Annotated in this window: 15 protein-coding genes; 9 read left to right on the forward strand and 6 right to left on the reverse strand. The window is 71.5% G+C overall.

Going from position 1 to position 17,187, the window contains the following annotated elements:
* Positions 1-92 precede the first annotated feature (92 nt).
* The 5 genes from H576_RS0106010 (at position 93) to H576_RS16605 (ending at position 8,282) form a co-directional block, all read left to right on the forward strand.
* Positions 93-2,006 (forward strand): maltotransferase domain-containing protein, encoded by a 1,914-nt coding sequence (locus H576_RS0106010; RefSeq protein ID WP_029150192.1) that lies wholly within the window; start codon positions 93-95, stop codon positions 2,004-2,006.
* Positions 2,003-3,766 (forward strand): maltose alpha-D-glucosyltransferase, encoded by a 1,764-nt coding sequence (gene treS, locus H576_RS0106015; RefSeq protein WP_084502484.1) that lies wholly within the window; start codon positions 2,003-2,005, stop codon positions 3,764-3,766. Before H576_RS0106010 ends, treS begins: the two co-directional genes overlap by 4 nt.
* Positions 3,763-5,106, forward strand: coding sequence for a maltokinase N-terminal cap-like domain-containing protein (locus tag H576_RS0106020; RefSeq protein WP_029150194.1), 1,344 nt, complete (start codon positions 3,763-3,765; stop codon positions 5,104-5,106). The genes treS and H576_RS0106020 overlap by 4 nt, the downstream gene beginning before the upstream one ends.
* Complete coding sequence (gene glgB, locus H576_RS0106025; RefSeq protein ID WP_029150195.1) at positions 5,103-7,289, forward strand: 1,4-alpha-glucan branching protein GlgB; 2,187 nt, start codon at positions 5,103-5,105, stop codon at positions 7,287-7,289. Before H576_RS0106020 ends, glgB begins: the two co-directional genes overlap by 4 nt.
* A 507-nt stretch (positions 7,290-7,796) precedes the next feature.
* Complete coding sequence (locus H576_RS16605; protein ID WP_156888144.1) at positions 7,797-8,282, forward strand: hypothetical protein; 486 nt, start codon at positions 7,797-7,799, stop codon at positions 8,280-8,282.
* Positions 8,283-8,481: 199 nt separating this feature from the next.
* Here H576_RS16605 and H576_RS0106030 read toward each other — a convergent pair whose 3' ends face one another.
* Genes H576_RS0106030 through H576_RS0106040 form a run of 3 tightly spaced genes read right to left on the reverse strand, consistent with a single transcriptional unit; the run spans position 8,482 to position 10,025 of the window.
* Positions 8,482-8,961, reverse strand: a complete 480-nt coding sequence (locus H576_RS0106030; RefSeq protein ID WP_029150196.1) for a DUF4395 domain-containing protein — start codon at positions 8,959-8,961, stop codon at positions 8,482-8,484.
* The gene (locus H576_RS0106035) at positions 8,954-9,388 is read right to left on the reverse strand and encodes a thioredoxin family protein (protein WP_029150197.1); all 435 of its coding nucleotides are present in this window, start codon (positions 9,386-9,388) and stop codon (positions 8,954-8,956) included. Before H576_RS0106035 ends, H576_RS0106030 begins: the two co-directional genes overlap by 8 nt.
* 58 nt (positions 9,389-9,446) lie before the next feature.
* Positions 9,447-10,025, reverse strand: a complete 579-nt coding sequence (locus tag H576_RS0106040; RefSeq protein ID WP_029150198.1) for a hypothetical protein — start codon at positions 10,023-10,025, stop codon at positions 9,447-9,449.
* A 109-nt stretch (positions 10,026-10,134) separates the two neighbouring features.
* On the opposite strand from H576_RS0106040, the gene H576_RS0106045 reads away from it, so the two are divergent.
* Positions 10,135-10,656 (forward strand): adenine phosphoribosyltransferase, encoded by a 522-nt coding sequence (locus tag H576_RS0106045; protein WP_029150199.1) that lies wholly within the window; start codon positions 10,135-10,137, stop codon positions 10,654-10,656.
* A gap of 126 nt (positions 10,657-10,782) precedes the next feature.
* Here the strand turns inward: H576_RS0106045 and H576_RS16610 are convergent, their stop codons facing one another.
* The 3 genes from H576_RS16610 to H576_RS0106050 all read right to left on the reverse strand — a co-directional run bounded on the left by H576_RS16610 (position 10,783) and on the right by H576_RS0106050 (position 13,165).
* On the reverse strand, positions 10,783-11,328 hold the full coding sequence (locus H576_RS16610; RefSeq protein ID WP_156888145.1) for a hypothetical protein: 546 nt from the start codon (positions 11,326-11,328) through the stop codon (positions 10,783-10,785).
* Positions 11,325-11,747 carry a hypothetical protein gene (locus tag H576_RS16615; protein ID WP_156888146.1) on the reverse strand — a complete coding sequence of 141 codons (423 nt, stop codon included), beginning with the start codon at positions 11,745-11,747 and terminating at the stop codon, positions 11,325-11,327. The genes H576_RS16610 and H576_RS16615 overlap by 4 nt, the downstream gene beginning before the upstream one ends.
* Positions 11,748-12,097: 350 nt before the next feature.
* Complete coding sequence (locus tag H576_RS0106050) at positions 12,098-13,165, reverse strand: phosphotransferase enzyme family protein (RefSeq protein WP_036319494.1); 1,068 nt, start codon at positions 13,163-13,165, stop codon at positions 12,098-12,100.
* A 188-nt stretch (positions 13,166-13,353) separates the two neighbouring features.
* Between H576_RS0106050 and H576_RS0106055 the strand changes: the two genes are divergently transcribed.
* The 3 genes from H576_RS0106055 to H576_RS14550 all read left to right on the forward strand — a co-directional run bounded on the left by H576_RS0106055 (position 13,354) and on the right by H576_RS14550 (position 17,185).
* Positions 13,354-14,730 carry an aspartate aminotransferase family protein gene (locus H576_RS0106055; protein ID WP_051172252.1) on the forward strand — a complete coding sequence of 459 codons (1,377 nt, stop codon included), beginning with the start codon at positions 13,354-13,356 and terminating at the stop codon, positions 14,728-14,730.
* A 7-nt stretch (positions 14,731-14,737) separates the two neighbouring features.
* Positions 14,738-15,490, forward strand: a complete 753-nt coding sequence (locus H576_RS0106060) for a GntR family transcriptional regulator (RefSeq protein WP_029150202.1) — start codon at positions 14,738-14,740, stop codon at positions 15,488-15,490.
* Positions 15,491-15,649: 159 nt separating this feature from the next.
* Complete coding sequence (locus H576_RS14550) at positions 15,650-17,185, forward strand: amino acid permease (protein ID WP_051172254.1); 1,536 nt, start codon at positions 15,650-15,652, stop codon at positions 17,183-17,185.
* Positions 17,186-17,187: the final 2 nt, after the last annotated feature.

Here is a 17,187-nt window from a genome sequence, read left to right on the forward strand (position 1 = left end):
CCTAGCACCGCCGTCGAACCGGCGTGTGAACACCTGTCGACAGCTCTGCTCCGGGGGTTCCCGCGCGGGGGCGCGCGGACTAATTTGGCGACATGGTCGGTCGCATTCCCGTCGTCGATGTGCACCCCCTCGTCCACGGCGGCGCGCTCCCCGCGAAGGCCGCGGTCGGCGAGGCCCAGCCCGTCCGGGCGACGGTGTTCCGCGAGGGGCACGACAGGCTCGGCGCCGAGGTCGTGCTCATCGCCCCCGACGGATCCCGCCGCGCCCCCGTGCGCATGGGCGAGATCGCGCCGGGGCTCGACCGCTACGAGGCGTGGGTCGCGCCCGACGAGCCGGGGGAGTGGGCGTTCGAGATCCGCGCCTTCAGCGACGCGCTCGCCACCTGGCAGCATGACGCGTCGGTCAAGATCCGCGCGGGCGTCGACGTCGACCTCATGTTCGCCGAGGGCGCGCTGCTCCTCGGCCGGTGGGGCGCCGACCCGCGCATCGTCGACGCCGCGACGGGCCCGACCCACACGGTCGAGAGCCGCCTCGCGTTCCTCGAGAGCCCCCAGCTCATGGCGCTCATGCGCGAGAAGCCGCTGCGCGACCTCGAGACGGTCGCGGGCCCGTTCCCGCTCTTCGCCGACCGCGAGCGCGCGCTCGCCGGATCCTGGTACGAGTTCTTCCCCCGGAGCGAGGGCGCGCGGATCGAGGGCGGCGTCGCGGTGAGCGGCACCTTCCGCACCGCGATCGCGAGCCTCGACCGCGTCGCCGACATGGGCTTCGACGTGCTCTACCTGCCGCCGATCCACCCCATCGGCGCGACGAACCGCAAGGGCGCGAACAACTCGCTCGACCCCTCGCCGACCGACCCCGGATCCCCGTGGGCCATCGGCTCGGCGGCGGGCGGGCACGACGCCGTGAACCCCGAGCTCGGGACGCTCGCCGACTTCGACGCCTTCGTCGCGGCGGCGGCGGCGAGGGGGATCGAGGTCGCGCTCGACCTCGCGCTGCAGGCCTCGCCGGATCACCCGTGGGCGACGGATCACCCCGAGTTCTTCACGACGCGCGCCGACGGCTCGATCGCCTACGCCGAGAACCCGCCCAAGAAGTACCAGGACATCTATCCCATCAACTTCGACAACGATCCCGAGGGGATCTTCGTCGAGGTCGAGCGGGTCGCCCGGCACTGGATGGCGCACGACGTGCGGATCTTCCGCGTCGACAACCCCCACACGAAGCCGCTCGCGTTCTGGGAGCGGCTGCTCGGGGCGATCAGGGCGACGGATCCCGACGTCCTCTTCCTCAGCGAGGCCTTCACGCGCCCCGCGATGATGCGCGGCCTCGGCGCGGTCGGCTTCCACCAGTCGTACACGTACTTCGCCTGGCGCACCGCGAAGGGCGAGATCGAGGACTACCTGCGCGAGGTCTCCTCCGAGACCGACCACACGATGCGCCCCGCGTTCTGGCCCAACACCCCCGACATCCTCCACGAGTTCCTGCAGACGGGCGGTCCCGCGGCGTTCCGGATCCGCGCGACCCTCGCGGCGCTCGGCTCGCCGACCTGGGGCATGTACGCGGGCTTCGAGCTCATGGAGCACGTGCCGGTGCGGCCCGGATCCGAGGAGTACCTCGACAGCGAGAAGTACCAGATCCGCGTGCGCGACTGGGAGGGATCCCCGTCGATCGCGCCGTACATCGCGCGGCTCAACGAGATCCGCCGCGAGCACCCGGCGCTCCGGCGGCTGCGCAACCTGCGCGTGCACTGGGCCGACGACGACCACGTGCTCGTCTTCACGAAGGGCGAGGGCGAGGACACCGTGATCGTCGTCCTGAACCTCGACCCGCGCGGCCAGCGCCACACGACGGTGCACCTCGACTGGCGCGCCCTGGGCCTCGGCGAGCGCTTCGCGGTGCGCGAGCAGCTCACGGGCGAGACGTGGTGGTGGGGCGAGCACAACCACGTCTCGCTCGACCCCGGATCCCAGGTCGCGCACGTCCTCACGGTGCGGGGTGCGCGATGACGAGCGAATCGGCGCCCCTGACGTCGGCGATCCCCGTCATCACCGAGGACCAGTTCCCCGACAGCCCCGGCGCCCTCATCGAGCCCGAGTGGTTCAAGACCGCGGTGTTCTACGAGGTGCTCGTCCGCTCGTTCCACGACGGCGACGGCGACGGGCAGGGCGACTTCCGGGGCCTCACGGCGAAGCTCGACTACCTGCAGTGGCTCGGCGTCGACTGCCTCTGGCTGCCGCCGTTCTTCCCGTCGCCGCTGCGCGACGGCGGCTACGACGTGTCCGACATGACGGGCGTGCACCCCGACGCCGGCACGATCGCCGACTTCGAGCGCTTCGTCGACGAGGCGCACGACCGCGGCATGCGCGTCATCATCGACTTCGTCGTCAACCACACGAGCGACCAGCACCCGTGGTTCCAGGAGTCGCGGCGCGATCCCGACGGGCCGTACGGCAACTTCTACGTGTGGAGCGACGACGACCAGCGCTACGCCGACGCCCGGATCATCTTCGTCGACAGCGAGCCGAGCAACTGGACGTGGGATCCCGTGCGCGGCCAGTACTTCTGGCACCGCTTCTTCCACCACCAGCCCGACCTCAACTACGACGAGCCCGCCGTGCACGAGGCGATGTTCGACGCCATGCGGGTGTGGCTCGACAGAGGCGTCGACGGGTTTCGCCTCGACGCCGTGCCGTACCTGTACGAGCGCGACGGCACGAACGGCGAGAACCTGCCCGAGACGCACGACTTCCTCAAGAAGGTGCGCCGGATGGTCGACGCCGAGTACCCCGGCCGGGTGCTGCTCGCCGAGGCGAACCAGTGGCCCGAGGACGTCGTCGACTACTTCGGGGATCCCGACACGGGCGGCGACGAGTGCCACATGTGCTTCCACTTCCCCGTGATGCCGCGGATCTTCATGGCGGTGCGGCGCGAGTCGCGCTTCCCCGTGACCGAGATCCTGGCCCGCACGCCCGCGATCCCCTCCGGGGCGCAGTGGGGGATCTTCCTCCGCAACCACGACGAGCTGACCCTCGAGATGGTCACGGAGGAGGACCGCGACTACATGTGGCGGGAGTACGCCGCCGACCCGCGCATGAAGGCGAACATCGGGATCCGCCGCCGCCTCGCGCCGCTCCTCGACAACGACATCGATCGGATCGAGCTCTTCACGGCGCTCCTCCTCTCGCTTCCCGGCGCGCCCGTCCTGTACTACGGCGACGAGATCGGCATGGGCGACAACATCTGGCTCGGCGACCGCGACGGCGTGCGCACGCCGATGCAGTGGTCGGGCGACCGCAACGCGGGCTTCTCGACCGCGAACCCCGGCAAGCTCGCGCTGCCGATCGTGCAGGACGCGATCTACGGGCACCAGGCGGTCAACGTCGAGGCGCAGCAGGAGGACCGCTCGAGCCTCCTCAACTGGACCCGCGCGCTCCTCGCGGCCCGCCGCCGGTACCCCGCGTTCGGCCTCGGCGGCTTCGGCGACCTCGGGGGATCCAACCCCTCCGTCCTGTCGTTCACGCGCGAGCACGCGTCGGCCGACGGCACGACCGAGGTCATCGTGTGCGTCAACAACCTCTCGCAGTTCCCGCAGCCCGTCGAGCTCGACCTCAGCCGCTTCGAAGGCCTCGTCCCGGTCGAGGTGCTCGGCGGCGTCCCGTTCCCGCGGATCGGCGAGCTGCCCTACCTCCTGACGCTCGGCGGGTACGGCTTCTTCTGGTTCCGCCTGCAGCAGCCGGCGGCCCCCGCGGAGGGCGGCGTCCTGTGATCGCCGCCGCCGACCTCGAGGCCTACCTCCCGCGCACCCGCTGGTTCGCGGGCAAGGGGAGGGAGTTCGCGGTCGCGACGGCGCCTGGCCTCGAGCCGGGGAGCGCGCCGCGCCCCGGCGAGGTCGAGCTGCGGATCCTGCTCGTGACGGTCGCGTACGAGGGCGGCGGATCCGAGACCTATCAGGTGCCCGTCTCGCTCCACGCCGCGCCGTCGGAGCACCTCGCGCACGCCTTCATCGGGCGCGACGGCGACGCGTGGGCGTACGACGCGGCGCACGACCGCGAGGCGATGGGGGCGCTCCTCGCGGGGTTCGCCGACGCGGCCCCCGGGGCGCCGACCTCGCTCGGGGGCGCGGAGATCCACCGCACCTCGGCGCCGGGATCCGCGATCGACCCGTCCTGGCCGTCGTCGCCGCTCACAGGCGAGCAGTCGAACACGTCGATCCGCTTCGGCGACCACGCGCTGCTCAAGCTCTTCCGCCGCGTCGAGCCCGGGGCGAACCCCGACATCGAGGTGCACCGCGTCCTCACCGAGGCGGGCAGCGGCGACGTCGCCGAGCTGTACGGCTGGGTCGAGGCGGGAGGGCTGCAGCTCGGCATGCTGCAGGAGTTCCTCGCGACGGCGAGCGACGGCTTCGACATGGCGCTCGCCGACGTGCGGGCGTCGTTCGCCGCCGCGGAGCCCGACGCCGCGACCTACGCGGGCGAGGCCGCGGGGCTCGGGCGGGCGCTGGCGCGGATCCACCTGCTCCTCGCCGACGCCTTCGGCACGGCGACGCGCGACGCGCACGCGCTCGCCGCGGCGATGCGCGACCGGCTCGACCGCGCGATCCTCGCGGTCCCCGAGCTCGACGCCCACGCGCCGCGCCTCCGCGCCGTCTACGACGCCGTCGCGGGGCTCGGCGAGATCCCGGTGCAGCGGATCCACGGGGATCTGCACCTGGGCCAGGCGCTGCGCACGGCCGCGGGCTGGACGATCGTCGACTTCGAGGGCGAGCCCGCGAAGACCCTCGCCGAGCGCCGCGAGCCCGACTCGCCGTGGCGCGACGTCGCGGGCATGATCCGCTCGTTCGACTACGCCCCCGCCGTCGTGCGCATGAGCGGATCCACGGGCGACGACGAGCGCTCGCTCGCCTGGTCGCTCGCAGCCGAGCGCGCCTTCGTCTCGGCGTACGAGGAGGAGAGCGGTTCGGACGGGAGCAGCGCGCTGCTCGCCGCCTACCTCGCCGACAAGGCCGCCTACGAGGCGGTCTACGAGGCGCGCAACCGGCCCACCTGGGTCGGGATCCCGCTCGCCGCCGTCGCCCGCATCGGCTCGCCCCGGGAGGAGACCCCGTGACACCCGCCCAGCCCGTCGACCCCCGCGCCCTCGCCCTGATCGCGGCGGGCGAGCACGGCGATCCGCACGCCGTCCTCGGGCCGCACCCGCACGCGGGCGCCGTCACGGTGCGCGTCCTGCGGCCCCTCGCCCGCACGGTCACGGTGCGCTGGCTCGACGGCGAGACGTGGCGCGACGCCCCCGCGGAGCACGTGGCCGAGGGCGTCTGGGCCGCCGTCGTCGAGACGGCGGACGTTCCGGCGTACGAGGTCGTCACGACCTACGACGACGGCGCCGAGCACCTCGCCGACGACCCGTACCGCTTCCTGCCGACGCTCGGCGACGTCGACCTGCACCTCATCGGCGAGGGGCGCCACGAGCAGCTCTGGACGGTGCTCGGATCCCGCGTCATCACGTACCCCGCCGTCGGGGCGGCCCCGGCCGTGACGGGCACGGCGTTCGCGGTGTGGGCGCCGAACGCCCGGGGCGTGCGCCTCAAGAGCGAGGCGTCCGAGTGGGACAGCCGCGAGCACCCCATGCGCCGGCTCGGCACCTCGGGGGTGTGGGAGCTCTTCGTCCCCGGGATCGGACACGGGGTGCGGTACAAGTACGACGTCCTCCAGACGGGCGGGGCGTGGCGCGAGAAGGCCGATCCGCTCGCCCGCTGGGCCGAAGTGCCGCCCGCGAGCGCCAGCCGCGTCTTCGACTCGTCGTACGCGTGGGGCGACGACGCGTGGCTCGCGGAGCGCGCCGCGAAGGGCCACGTCGATCAGCCGATGTCGGTGTACGAGGTGCACCTCGGATCCTGGCGGCAGGGCCGCGGATACGCGCAGCTCGCCGACGAGATCGTCGCCTACGTGCGCGACCTCGGGTTCACGCACGTCGAGTTCATGCCCGTCATGCAGCACCCCTTCGGCGGCTCGTGGGGTTACCACGTCACGGGCTACTACGCGGCTGACAGCCGGTTCGGGGATCCCGACGGCCTGCGCCTCGTCATCGACCGCCTGCACCGCGAGGGGATCGGCGTGATCCTCGACTGGGTGCCCGGCCACTTCGCGACCGACGAGTGGGCGCTGTCGCTCTTCGACGGGACGCCCCTGTACGAGCACCCGGATCCGCAGCGCGGCTGGCACCGCGACTGGGGCTCGTTCATCTTCGACTTCGGGCGCCCCGAGGTGCGCAACTTCCTCGTCGCGAACGCGCTGTTCTGGCTCGAGGAGTTCCACGCCGACGGCCTGCGCGTCGACGGCGTCGCCTCGATGCTCTACCTCGACTACTCGCGCGAGGCGGGGGAGTGGACCCCCAACGTGCACGGCGGGCGCGAGAACCTCGAGGCGATCGCGCTGCTCCAGGAGGTCGACGCGACGGCGTACCGGCGCGTGCCGGGGATCACGATGATCGCCGAGGAGTCGACGTCGTGGCCGGGCGTCACGCGGCCGACCTCGTCGGGCGGCCTCGGCTTCGGCTTCAAGTGGAACATGGGCTGGATGCACGACACGCTCGAGTACGTCTCGCGCGACCCCGCCCACCGGGCCTACCACCACGGGGAGATGTCGTTCGCGACGGCCTACGCGTGGAGCGAGAACTTCATCCTGCCTCTCTCGCACGACGAGGTCGTGCACGGCAAGGGCTCGCTCGTGCAGAAGATCCCTGGCGACCGCTGGCGGCAGCTCGCGACGCTGCGCGCGCTGTACGGCTTCATGTGGGCGCACCCCGGCAAGAACCTCCTGTTCATGGGAGGTGAGTTCGCGCAGGAGGGCGAGTGGGCCGAGTCGCGCGAGCTCGAGTGGTGGCTCCTCGACCTCGCCGACCACCGCGGCGTGCACGCGCTGCTGCGCGACCTCAACCGCTCCTACCGCGCGGCGCCCGCGATCTGGCGGGCCGACGACACCCCGTCGTCGTTCCGCTGGGTCGACCCCGACGACGCCGAGCACAACGTGTTCGCGTTCGTCCGCACCGACGGGGACACGAGCCTCGTGAGCGCGTCGAACTTCGCGGCGGTGCCGCATCACGGGTATCGGATCGGCTTCCCGCACGCGGGCACCTGGCGCGAGGTCGTGAACACCGACGCGGGCGACTACGGCGGATCCGGCGTCGGCAACCAGGGATCCGTCGAGGCGGTCGCGGGCGAGTGGTACGGCTTCCCGGCCTACGCCGACGTGACGCTGCCGCCGCTCGCGACGGTGTGGTTCGCGCCGGCCTGATCGGGCGGCGCGCAGCCGCGCGAGGCGAAACGCGGGGGTACGCCGCCGCGATCGCTCGCAACGCTGTGCCGACGAGCGTTCGCTTCATCCTGTCGAGTCCGGAATGCTCTGAGGGGAAGCTTGACTCCAGATTGCAGCTCGCAGTACGTTTCTCCGGGCAGGTGGTCGCGGAAATAGAGATATTGGTGCGGAGTCGAGGGCATGAAGAAGTCCTCGGAGCTTACGGCGGTCGCTGTCGAGCAGAGCCGCCAGTGCGGGATCGATCAAATTGGTTCAGGAGAGTTCTCGTAACGCCACGCAGAATTTCCTCTGGGGCGGCCATGGGCTGGAAGCAATGCGGTATACCTCGAACTGACCTGCTGGGACATGACGAACTGACGATACATAACCGGTTGGAGATTGCATCATGAATGACGTGACGAGGCGATCCGGGATCACTTCCGCCCCCGTGGTTGCGGGACTCTTGGATTCGGGTGTCGCGGCGCCTGCGGCGCGGGGTCTGCGTTGATGAGACTCGTCGTTTCGGTCGCCGGAGGGTTTCTGTCCGGGGTTCTCTACGCTTTTCTCATTTCTCTGCTGGCTGTGCAGTCCTTGGGGGTTGAAAGCGGTGCGATCTTCGACTTCTGGTCAAATGATGTCGTAGAGATCGCCGCTCCGGGAGTGCCGATTCTTCAGACCGCGTGTATTGGTTTGGCCTCAGCAGTTGTCATCGTCTCGCTCTTCGGAATTGCGATGGGATGGCGGCGTTCTCTGGGAGGTGGATTTGTCGTCGGCTTCGGGGCCTCGGTACTGAGTGCTGCGGTCGTCGGGGTCCTACTTGAATATGCGGCTGACGACGGGTCGTCGGGGCCGCCCGTCGGTCCCGGAATCGTGGGATTGCTGAGGAAGTTCGGTCTGGAAAGCGCAACATATGCGGTGCTCGTCTGCGTCGCTGTGCTGGCTGTGATCGTGCTCCGCAGGCGCGGGCGGGACACGGAGCGATCGAGCTCGTAACGTCGGTCTGATCACCGCGAGGGGCGCTTCAACGGCTGCCCGAGTGCTTCGCCACCGAAGCCGCCCAAGCAGTCGGCGCGCTCGCGTTCTCCGCAAACGCCGCGCTCGAGAGCGATCTCGTCCGTGGTGACTCACCGCGGCGACAGACCATGAGGCCTCGGCTGCTGCCGTTGACCGACTGCGGTTCGCGCCGGCGTGATCAGGCGGCGCGCAGCCGCGCGAGGCCCAGGTAGAGCATGCACCCGAGGCACACGCCGAACGCCGCGTTGAGGAAGGCGGCGACGAGCGCCGCGGCCGCCGCGACGGGCAGCGCCCAGGGCACGCCGACGAGGTGCAGGAGGACGCCGGCCGCCGTGACGACGAGGCCCACGCCCTGGGCGAAGCGCGGGGGTCGCGGATCCTCCCGCTCGGCGGGCGGGGCGAGCCGCGGCGCGACGGCGCGGCGGTAGACGACGCCCCACGGCGCCGTGCGCGGCCAGGCCACGCCCCACAGGAACAGCGCGGCGGCGACGGCGAGCACGACGAAGCCGGGGTCGGACGCGCGCTCCGCGAGCGTCGCGGATCCGAGCGGCCCCGTGGCCACGCCGCCGAGCGCAAGGAAGAGCGCGGCGGCGAGGATGACCGTCGTGATGCCGGCCGCGAAGCGCGGGCCGCGCGGGTCGATTCCGGGATCAGGCATGCGAGTGCTCCAGCGTGTCGAGTGCCGCGATGACGTCCTCGCGCCGCGGGGCGCCGCCGATCCGGGTGCGCGCGACGCCGGCCGCGTCGAGCACGAGGGTCGTCGGCGTCTGCAGCACCTCGAAGGCGCGCGCGATGTCGGGGCGGTGGGTCAGGTCGACGTCGACGTGCGCGACGCCGTCGACCTCGGCGGCGACGCCCGCGAGGACCCGCCGTGCCGCGGGGCAGCGCGAGCACATCTCGGTGCTGAACTGCACGAGCGTCGCGCGTGTGCCGAACGCGCCGGCCGCCTCGCCGATGTCGGCGGGCGCCACGGACCGCGCGCGGGTCGCGCGGGCGCGGCCGTCGCGGCGACGCAGCAGGGCGCCGATCGCGGCGGCGACGGCGAGGACGGCGAGCACGACGGCTCCCGCGAGGGCTGCGGACATGCTGCGACGCTACGTCGCGCGCGCACCCGCCGAGGCGTTCGTGACGCCCCGTGACGGCCTACGCGGGCGGCAGGCGCAGGACGTTCGACTCGCCGAGCTCGACGTCGTCGGCGAAGCGCAGCGAGCGCGCGAGGTGGTCGAGGTCCTCCGCGAAGGTGCCGAAGCGCTCGGGATCCCCCGCGACGGCCTGGAGCGTGATGAGGTGCGTCCCCGTGTCCCAGGTGTAGGTCGCGAAGGGGGCGCGGCCCTGCGGCGGCATGCTCATGACGAGCTTCTCCCCGGCGCCGAGGTACGGGTTCGAGAAATCCTCGGTGTCGTCGAACTCCATCGGCATCATGGCGCGGGCCGCCCGCAGCTGCTGCGTGAGCACCTGGGCCTGCGCCATCACGGTGAGCGCACCGGGGTCGCCCTTCGCCGCCCACGCGAGCGTCATGCCGTCGTCGGATCGCAGGCCCGCGCGGATCATGCGGCCCGCGAGGAAGCCCAGGACGCCTGATCCCGGCTGCCCCGGCACGACGCCTGCGCTCTGCACGAGCGTGTCCACGGCCGCGCGCCTCGCGCCGGCGCCGCGCAGCCCGCGGCCCGTGATCGAGACCCAGCGCTGGGGATCGGCGTCGGCCTGCAGTCGAGCGGTCATGCGCCAACTCTACGATCCGGGCGCCGCGTCACAGCCGTGCCACAGCCGGAGCATCGGGATCGCCCCGGCGGCCGGGCGGCGGCTCAGCGCGGCCGGATACCCTGGGGCCGTGACAACCGCCCTGCAGCGCGCCGAATCCCTCATCAGCGTCACCCCCGACTACCCCGAGCCAGGCGTGATGTTCCGCGACATCTCGCCGCTGCTCGCCGACGCCGAGGCGCTGCGCGCCGCGTGCGACGAGCTCGTCCGCCCCTTCGCCGGATCCTTCGACATCGTCGGCGGCATCGAGGCGCGCGGCTTCCTCCTCGCGGGGTTCATCGCCGCCGCGACGGGCGTCGGCGTCCTGCCGATCCGCAAGGCCGGCAAACTGCCCGAACCCGCGGCCGCCGTCTCGTATGCGCTCGAGTACGGCACCGCGACGATCGAGGCGCCCGGCGTGCTCGAGCCGGGCGAGCGCGTCCTGCTCGTCGACGACGTCCTCGCGACGGGCGGCACGATCGCGGCCGCGCGCGAGATCATCGAGAAGCTCGGCGCCGAGACGGTCGGCGCCGCGGCGATCCTCGAGCTCGACGGCCTCGACGGGCGCGCCCACGCGGGCGACGTGCACACGCTGTTCCACGCGCCCGCCTGAGCCGCGTTTTTTCGTTCACGCGTGGGGATCGATGCTATCCTCGAGGAAGCAAGGGGCATTAGCCCTGCGAAGTAGGCCTGGCAGTCTTCCGGACGGTACGACGAGCCGGGCCTGCGCCTTTTCTGACTACCTCAGCTGACGGCTTTTCGTGATGAGCGGACTGGCTGCTGCACGCCAAGTGGTACCCGCTTGTACACACCACGCAACTGCATCGCTGATCCACAGCAGTGGTTCTTCATACGGCGACAGGTGTTCATAGCGCAGGCTCTCGCGGTAGTCGATCCTGTCCAGAGCATCGCGTAAAATGCGCCGGTCTGCGGCCATGAGAGACTCATCACGTTCGAGCGAAACAGCCCTGACGTGGTGTGTCTGGGCGTCCTCAATCAATGCCTGCAGGCACATGCGCCGAGCGGTCGCGTCCTTCTCCCCATGGACGGAATACACCAGAGCGGCGACCGGCAGCCTGCGAATCTCCGCCATGAGCTTTCGGCGCGAGGCCGGGCTCTCGGCCTTGAAATGTAGTCGTCGCTGGCCGCTTCGCACGAGTGCGCGCATGCTCTTTCGTACGTGTTCAGCGTCTTCCGGACGGACCATCGTCGCCACGACGTGATAGCCACGCGCCTTCGTTTCGTCGATGAACCACGCTGTTCCGTCGTGACTCGACAACATCATTGGGCGTGAAGTCTCTCGCCACGCTTGGTGATGAGCCCGCGCGTCAACGCACGTCCGATCGCAGTGTTGAGGGCATTTCGTGGGTTCTCCCACCATGAGTCGCCCCACCGCTTGACGAACGAGGTATGGATCTCTTCGCGGGTCAGGCCGTGAGGTGCGTCACGCACCAACGTTACGACCATGTCCACGGTGCGAATGCCGCGTCCGGCCCGAAGCGGCTCGTCCGGCTTCTGACCGTCTGCTGGAGAGGAGTTGCTCTGCATGCCGAGGCTCGCAAGCGCCTCGAGGACTTTGGAGATCTGTGAGTGCCGAGCACGATGGGCATTGAGTTGAGACTCGAGGGTTGCCATCTCCGCCTCGAGGTGATTCCGCTGTTGTTCCAGGTCATCGACTCGAATTACGCGCTCGGTGGGTTCCATGTGTCGAACCGTACCACCAATTCGAGACTAGTGGGGATTTGTGGGGCGGAATGCGTCCTTGCGGTGTGTGATTTGTGTGTGTCGTGAGTGTAAGGTGCGTGTCGGTCACGGCGCGCAGCGGCGTTGTCATGTGCTCCGTGTGAGAGGCGGACAATCTCGCAGAGAGGTAGCTGTGCCCCCCCCGATCAGCGCGCAAGGGATCCGACGCGGCGCCGATGCGATAGGCAGGCCTGACCGCTTTCATGACGAAGGCCGTACTCGCGTGTGCGCACCTGACCGCGATCGACGAGGACCCTCACTCGGTGGACGTTCGGCGAAGACCTGATGAAGCCACGCGCCCGCCTGATCCCTCACCCCCGCACGAGCCAGAGCGGATCCTCGAGGTAGCGCGCCGCGACCTCGACGGTGCCGGGCTGGTTCTCGTCCCAGAGATCCGGCGGCAGGGCGTCGGATCGGTGCGTCGTCTGCCAGCCGAGCATCGTGAGCCGCCGCAGCATCGACAGAGCCGCGGCCCTCGCGATCTCGTCGGCGCCGAGGGCACGGACCTCGCGGTACCCGCCGAGCCAGTCGGCCGCCATCCCCGCGGCCTCGGGGCGGTGCTCGTAGAACGTCAGCGCCGCGGCGAAGTCGTAGAGATAGAACCCGTAGCCGCAGTCGTCGAAGTCGATGATCGACATCCGCGACCCGTCGGACATGACGTTCGACGGCCGCAGGTCGGCATGGATGAGGCCCCAGTGGCGGGCGTCGCGGGCCGAGATCCCCGCCGCGTCGAGCGCCTCGAGCGCGCGCAGCTGCGCGCGGCCGAGCAGCGCGGCGTCGGGACCTGCGAGCGGCGCACGCGACCAGTCGCCCCAGCGCGCCGACGGGCCGACCATGTCGGACGTCGCCCACGCGAAGCGCGTGAACCCGGCGGGCGGGCGCCACGCGCGCGCGTGCTCGTGCAGCCGCGCCGTGAGCGCGCCGATCTCGCGGAAGTGCGCCGCGACGTCGGGGCGGTCCTCGAGGGCCGAACCCGCGACGAAGTCGAACGCGACGGCCGTCCAGTCGCGGCCGTCGGGGTCGCCCAGGAGCTGGACGAGGTCGCCGTCGGCCCCGCGGATCGGCGCGGGCGTCGGGGCCCCGATGTCGCGGCGCAGCGCGTCGACCCACACCAGCTCGCTGCGGATGTGGTCGGTCGTCGCCGCGTATCCGGGCCGGCCGAGGCGCACGATCATCCGGGCGGATCCGCCGATCCGCACCGCGAAGGTGACGTTCTCGCTCAGCACGACGAGGGCGACCTCGGCGCCGGGATCGAGGCCCCACGCGCCCACGACGCCGTCGCGGATCCACGCGGGCGCGGCGTCGCCGCGGGCGAGGCCGTCGAACGACGAGAGGGCGGAGACGGCCTCGGCCTGAGGCGTGCCGACAGCGGGGATCATGGGCAGGACGCTAGCCGCGCGGGAGGGGCGCGCACGCCCCCGGCGGGCGAGGTTTCACACGCCATTCACACACGGGGCCAGACCGTTGCACGACGGAAACGCGGGCGGCCCGCGGCGTCGTGTTCACTGGCGGGAGACGACGCCCGACGAGCGCGCCGGGAGGCGCGCGAGCCACGAAGGAGCCCCCGATGACCCTGAGCGAGAGCACCACGACGCGGCGGGGCACGGGCGGCGCCTCGATCCTCGACGGCAACAGCTTCTCGGCCGCGAGCGCCGAGGCCCTCGCCCCGCGCGAACGGGAGCTCGTCGCGCGGCGGACGCGCGCGCTCGGCCCCGCGTACCGGCTCTTCTACCAGCGCCCCGTCGAGCTCGTCCGCGGGAGCGGGGCGCACATCGAGGACGCCGACGGCCGCGACTATCTCGACCTGTACAACAACGTCGCCTCGCTGGGCCACGCGCACCCCGCCGTCGTCGACGCCGTCACGCGGCAGATGAGCGCGCTCAACACCCACACGCGCTACCTGCACGAGAACATCGTCGACTACGCGGACGACCTGCTCTCGACGATGCCCGCCGCGCTCGACCAGGTCATGTTCGTGTGCACGGGATCCGAGGCGAACGACCTCGCGCTGCGCGTCGGCCGCGAGCACACGGGCGGGCTCGCGTACATCGCGACGAGCGAGGCGTATCACGGCAACACGGCCCTCGTCTCGGCGCACTCGCCCTCGCTCGCCGGGGCCGAGCGGATGGATCCGGCCCTGCGGGTCATCGATCCGCCCGACACCTATCGGCACGCCTCGGTCGCCGAGGCGGGCGCGGCGTTCCTCGCCCGGGTCGCGCACGCGATCGACGAGATCGAGGCCTCGGGCGACGGCCTCGCCGGGATCATCCTCGACACCTCGTTCTCGTCCGACGGGATCTACACGGGCGGCCCCGGCTTCATCACGGCGGCCCTCGAACTCGTGCACGCACGCGGCGGCGTGATCATCGCCGACGAGGTGCAGCCCGGCTTCGGCCGCACGGGCGACGCGTTCTGGGGCTTCGAGCGCCACGGCGTCGTGCCCGACCTCGTGACGATGGGCAAGCCGATGGGCAACGGGTTCCCCGTCGCGGGCATGGCGGCGCGGTCCGACGTGCTCGCGGCCTTCGCGTCGGCGCGCCCCTACTTCAACACCTTCGGCGGCAACCCCGTCGCGATGGCGGCGGCGCAGGCGGTGCTCGACACGATCCGCTCGGAGGGGCTGCAGGAGCACGCGCGCGTGACGGGCGACGCGTTCCGCGCGGCGCTGCGGGAGCTCGCGGGGCGGCACGACGCGATCGGCGACGTGCGCGGCGCGGGGCTGTACACGGGGCTCGAGCTCGTGACCGACCGCCGGGCGAAGGAGCCCGCGACGGATCTCGCCCTCGCCGTGCTCGAGGAGCTGCGGGAGCGGCGCGTCCTCACGAGCGTGTGCGGCCCGACCAACAGCGTCCTCAAGCTGCGCCCTCCGCTCGCCTTCGCCGAGGGCGACATCCCGCGCTTCGTCGAGGCGCTCGACGCGTCGCTCACGGCGCTCGGCGCGTGATCGGGCCATGGGCGGGGATCCGTCGCAGGCGGACCGCGACGAGCTCGCCGAGCGGGTGCGCTGGATCATCCGGCGCGACGGGTTCGCGCCCGGCGAGCGGCTCGGGAGCGAGCGCGGGCTGAGCGAGGCGCTCGGCGTCCCGCGCTCGGCGCTGCGGCACGCGCTCGAGGCGCTCGAGCGCCGCGGCGAGGTGCGCCGCGCGATGGGGCGCGCGGGCGGGGTCTTCGTCGACGACGGAAAGATCGACCGCCACCTCAACACGATCGAGGGCGTGCCCCGCATGCTCCAGCAGCAGGGACACCGGCCCGGGACGGTCGTGCTGCACTCCGAGATCGGCATCGCGACGCCGGGGGAGAGGCGCCGGCTCGCGCTCGGGCCCGACGCGCACGTCTTCCGGCTCGTGAGGCGGCGCGACGCCGACGACGCTCCCCTCTCGATCGACCGGATGACGCTTCCGTGCGACCGCCTGCCCGGGATCCAGCGGCTCGACCTGACGGGCAGCGTGTACGAGCTGATCCGCGAGCGGTACGGCATCGAGCTCTCCCACGCCGACGAGACGATCGACGTCGTCGCCGCGTCGGCCGAGCAGGCGGGCGTGCTCGGGATCGCGGCGGGCGACGCGCTCCTGGCGCTGCGACGCGTCTCCTTCGACGCCGCCGGTCGGCCGATCGAGGCGTCGGACGACGTCTTCCGCGCCGACCGCACGCGCATATCGATGCGCCGCGTCGGGGCGAGCTGGAAGCGCCTCCCGCGGCGCTGATTCACACGCCATTTACGTGCGGGGCCGCGGTGTAACAGACGCTTCACACCCGGGGATGGCGCGGTGTCCGGCGCCGGCGGGATTCTGAGGGGAGCCCCGGACCCACGCGGACGGGCCGAACGCTCTCGACAACGATCAGCTCGACCCGAAGGGGATCCCATGTCCGAATCCAGGAAAGCCGGCGTGACCTACACCCGGGCAGACGACGGGTACTTCGAGAAGCGCCGCCTCAAGCGCAGCGCCGGGGTGTGGGGGCTCTGGGCCCTCGCCGTCGCGGCCGTGATCTCGGGCGACTTCTCGGGGTGGACCTTCGGCATCGACTTCGCGGGCTTCGGCGGCATGCTCATCGCCTTCGTCGTCCTGACCGTCATGTACTACGGCCTCACCTTCTCGATCGGCGAGATGGCCGCCGCGATGCCGCACACGGGAGGCGCGTACTCGTTCGCGCGATCCGCGATGGGCCCGTGGGGCGGCCTCGCGACGGGCCTCGCCGAGACGATCGAGTACGTCGCGACGACCGCCGTCGTCGTGTACTTCTCGGCGAGCTACGCCGACGCCGTGACGAGCGAGCTCCTCGGCATCAGCCTCCCGGGCCCCGTGTGGTGGGCCCTCCTCTACGCCGTGTTCGTGGCGCTCAACGCGGCGGGCGCGAACGTGTCGTTCGGCTTCGCGATCGTCGTCTCGATCATCTCGATCGGCATCCTCGTCGTCTTCGGCGTCATGACGCTCCTGACCGGCGCGTTCTCGTGGGACGCGCTGTGGGACATGGTCCCGAACGCCGACGCCGTCGGCGCGTCGACCTTCCTGCCCGAGGGGATCATGCCCGTCCTGTTCGCGCTGCCCTTCGCGATGTGGTTCTTCCTCGGCATCGAGGAGCTCCCCCTCGCGGCCGAGGAGGCGCACGCGCCCGAGCGCGACATCCCGCGCGCCGGCCTCTGGGCCCGCGGGACGCTCATCGTGACGGGCCTCATCGTCCTGATCTTCAACACGGGCGTCCTCGGCGCCGACGCGACCGGCGTCTCCGAGGAGCCGCTGCTCGACGGCTTCCGCGCGATGGTGGGTGATCAGGCCGCCGCCGTCCTGGCGCTCCTCGCCCTCATCGGCCTCCTCGCGTCGCTCATGGGGATCATGTTCGCGTACGGCCGCAACATGTACTCGCTCTCGCGTGCCGGCTACTACCCGAAGGTCCTCTCGGTGACGGGCAGGCGGCAGACGCCGTGGGCGGCCCTCGTGTTCGGCGCCGTCATCGGGTTCGTCGCGCTCGTCGTCGTCGACGCGATGGGCGGGTCGTCGAGCCCCGCCGGCGCGATCGTGCTGAACATCGCCTGCTGGGGCGCCGTAGTCTCGTACTTCCTGCAGATGGTCTCGTTCATCGTGCTGCGGAAGCGCTTCCCGAACGCCGCGCGGCCCTACCGGTCGCCGTGGGGCCTCTTCGGGGCGTACTCCGCCGCGATCATCTCGGCCGCGGTCTTCGTCGGCTTCCTCCTCAACCCCGCCTACCTCCCGGCCATCGCCGCGATCATCGTGGTCTACGTCGTGATCTTCGTCGCGTTCGCCCTCTACGGCCGCCACCACCTCGTGCTCTCGCCCGAGGAGGAGTACGCGATGTCCGGCGGGCTTCACGGCGAGGCGCCCGCCGAGCCCGAAGCGGCCGCGACCGGCGCGCGAAACACCGCCGCAACGCAGGGCAGCTAGCG

Source organism: Microbacterium indicum DSM 19969, assembly GCF_000422385.1.
In the GTDB taxonomy this organism is placed as follows: Bacteria; Actinomycetota; Actinomycetes; order Actinomycetales; family Microbacteriaceae; genus Microbacterium; species Microbacterium indicum.

Excerpts from the sequence above, each read along its gene's own strand:
- H576_RS0106040 (WP_029150198.1), bottom strand. The coding sequence starts at position 10,025 with ATGACCGCTCGACTGCAGGCCGACGCCGATCCCCAGCGCTGGGTCTCG.
- H576_RS0106030 (WP_029150196.1), bottom strand. The coding sequence starts at position 8,961 with ATGCCTGATCCCGGAATCGACCCGCGCGGCCCGCGCTTCGCGGCCGGC.
- H576_RS0106060 (WP_029150202.1), top strand. The coding sequence starts at position 14,738 with ATGGGCGGGGATCCGTCGCAGGCGGACCGCGACGAGCTCGCCGAGCGG.
- H576_RS16615 (WP_156888146.1), bottom strand. The coding sequence starts at position 11,747 with ATGGAACCCACCGAGCGCGTAATTCGAGTCGATGACCTGGAACAACAG.
- treS (WP_084502484.1), top strand. The coding sequence starts at position 2,003 with ATGACGAGCGAATCGGCGCCCCTGACGTCGGCGATCCCCGTCATCACC.
- H576_RS14550 (WP_051172254.1), top strand. The coding sequence starts at position 15,650 with ATGTCCGAATCCAGGAAAGCCGGCGTGACCTACACCCGGGCAGACGAC.
- H576_RS16605 (WP_156888144.1), top strand. The coding sequence starts at position 7,797 with ATGAGACTCGTCGTTTCGGTCGCCGGAGGGTTTCTGTCCGGGGTTCTC.
- H576_RS0106050 (WP_036319494.1), bottom strand. The coding sequence starts at position 13,165 with ATGATCCCCGCTGTCGGCACGCCTCAGGCCGAGGCCGTCTCCGCCCTC.
- H576_RS16610 (WP_156888145.1), bottom strand. The coding sequence starts at position 11,328 with ATGATGTTGTCGAGTCACGACGGAACAGCGTGGTTCATCGACGAAACG.
- H576_RS0106010 (WP_029150192.1), top strand. The coding sequence starts at position 93 with ATGGTCGGTCGCATTCCCGTCGTCGATGTGCACCCCCTCGTCCACGGC.
- H576_RS0106055 (WP_051172252.1), top strand. The coding sequence starts at position 13,354 with ATGACCCTGAGCGAGAGCACCACGACGCGGCGGGGCACGGGCGGCGCC.
- H576_RS0106035 (WP_029150197.1), bottom strand. The coding sequence starts at position 9,388 with ATGTCCGCAGCCCTCGCGGGAGCCGTCGTGCTCGCCGTCCTCGCCGTC.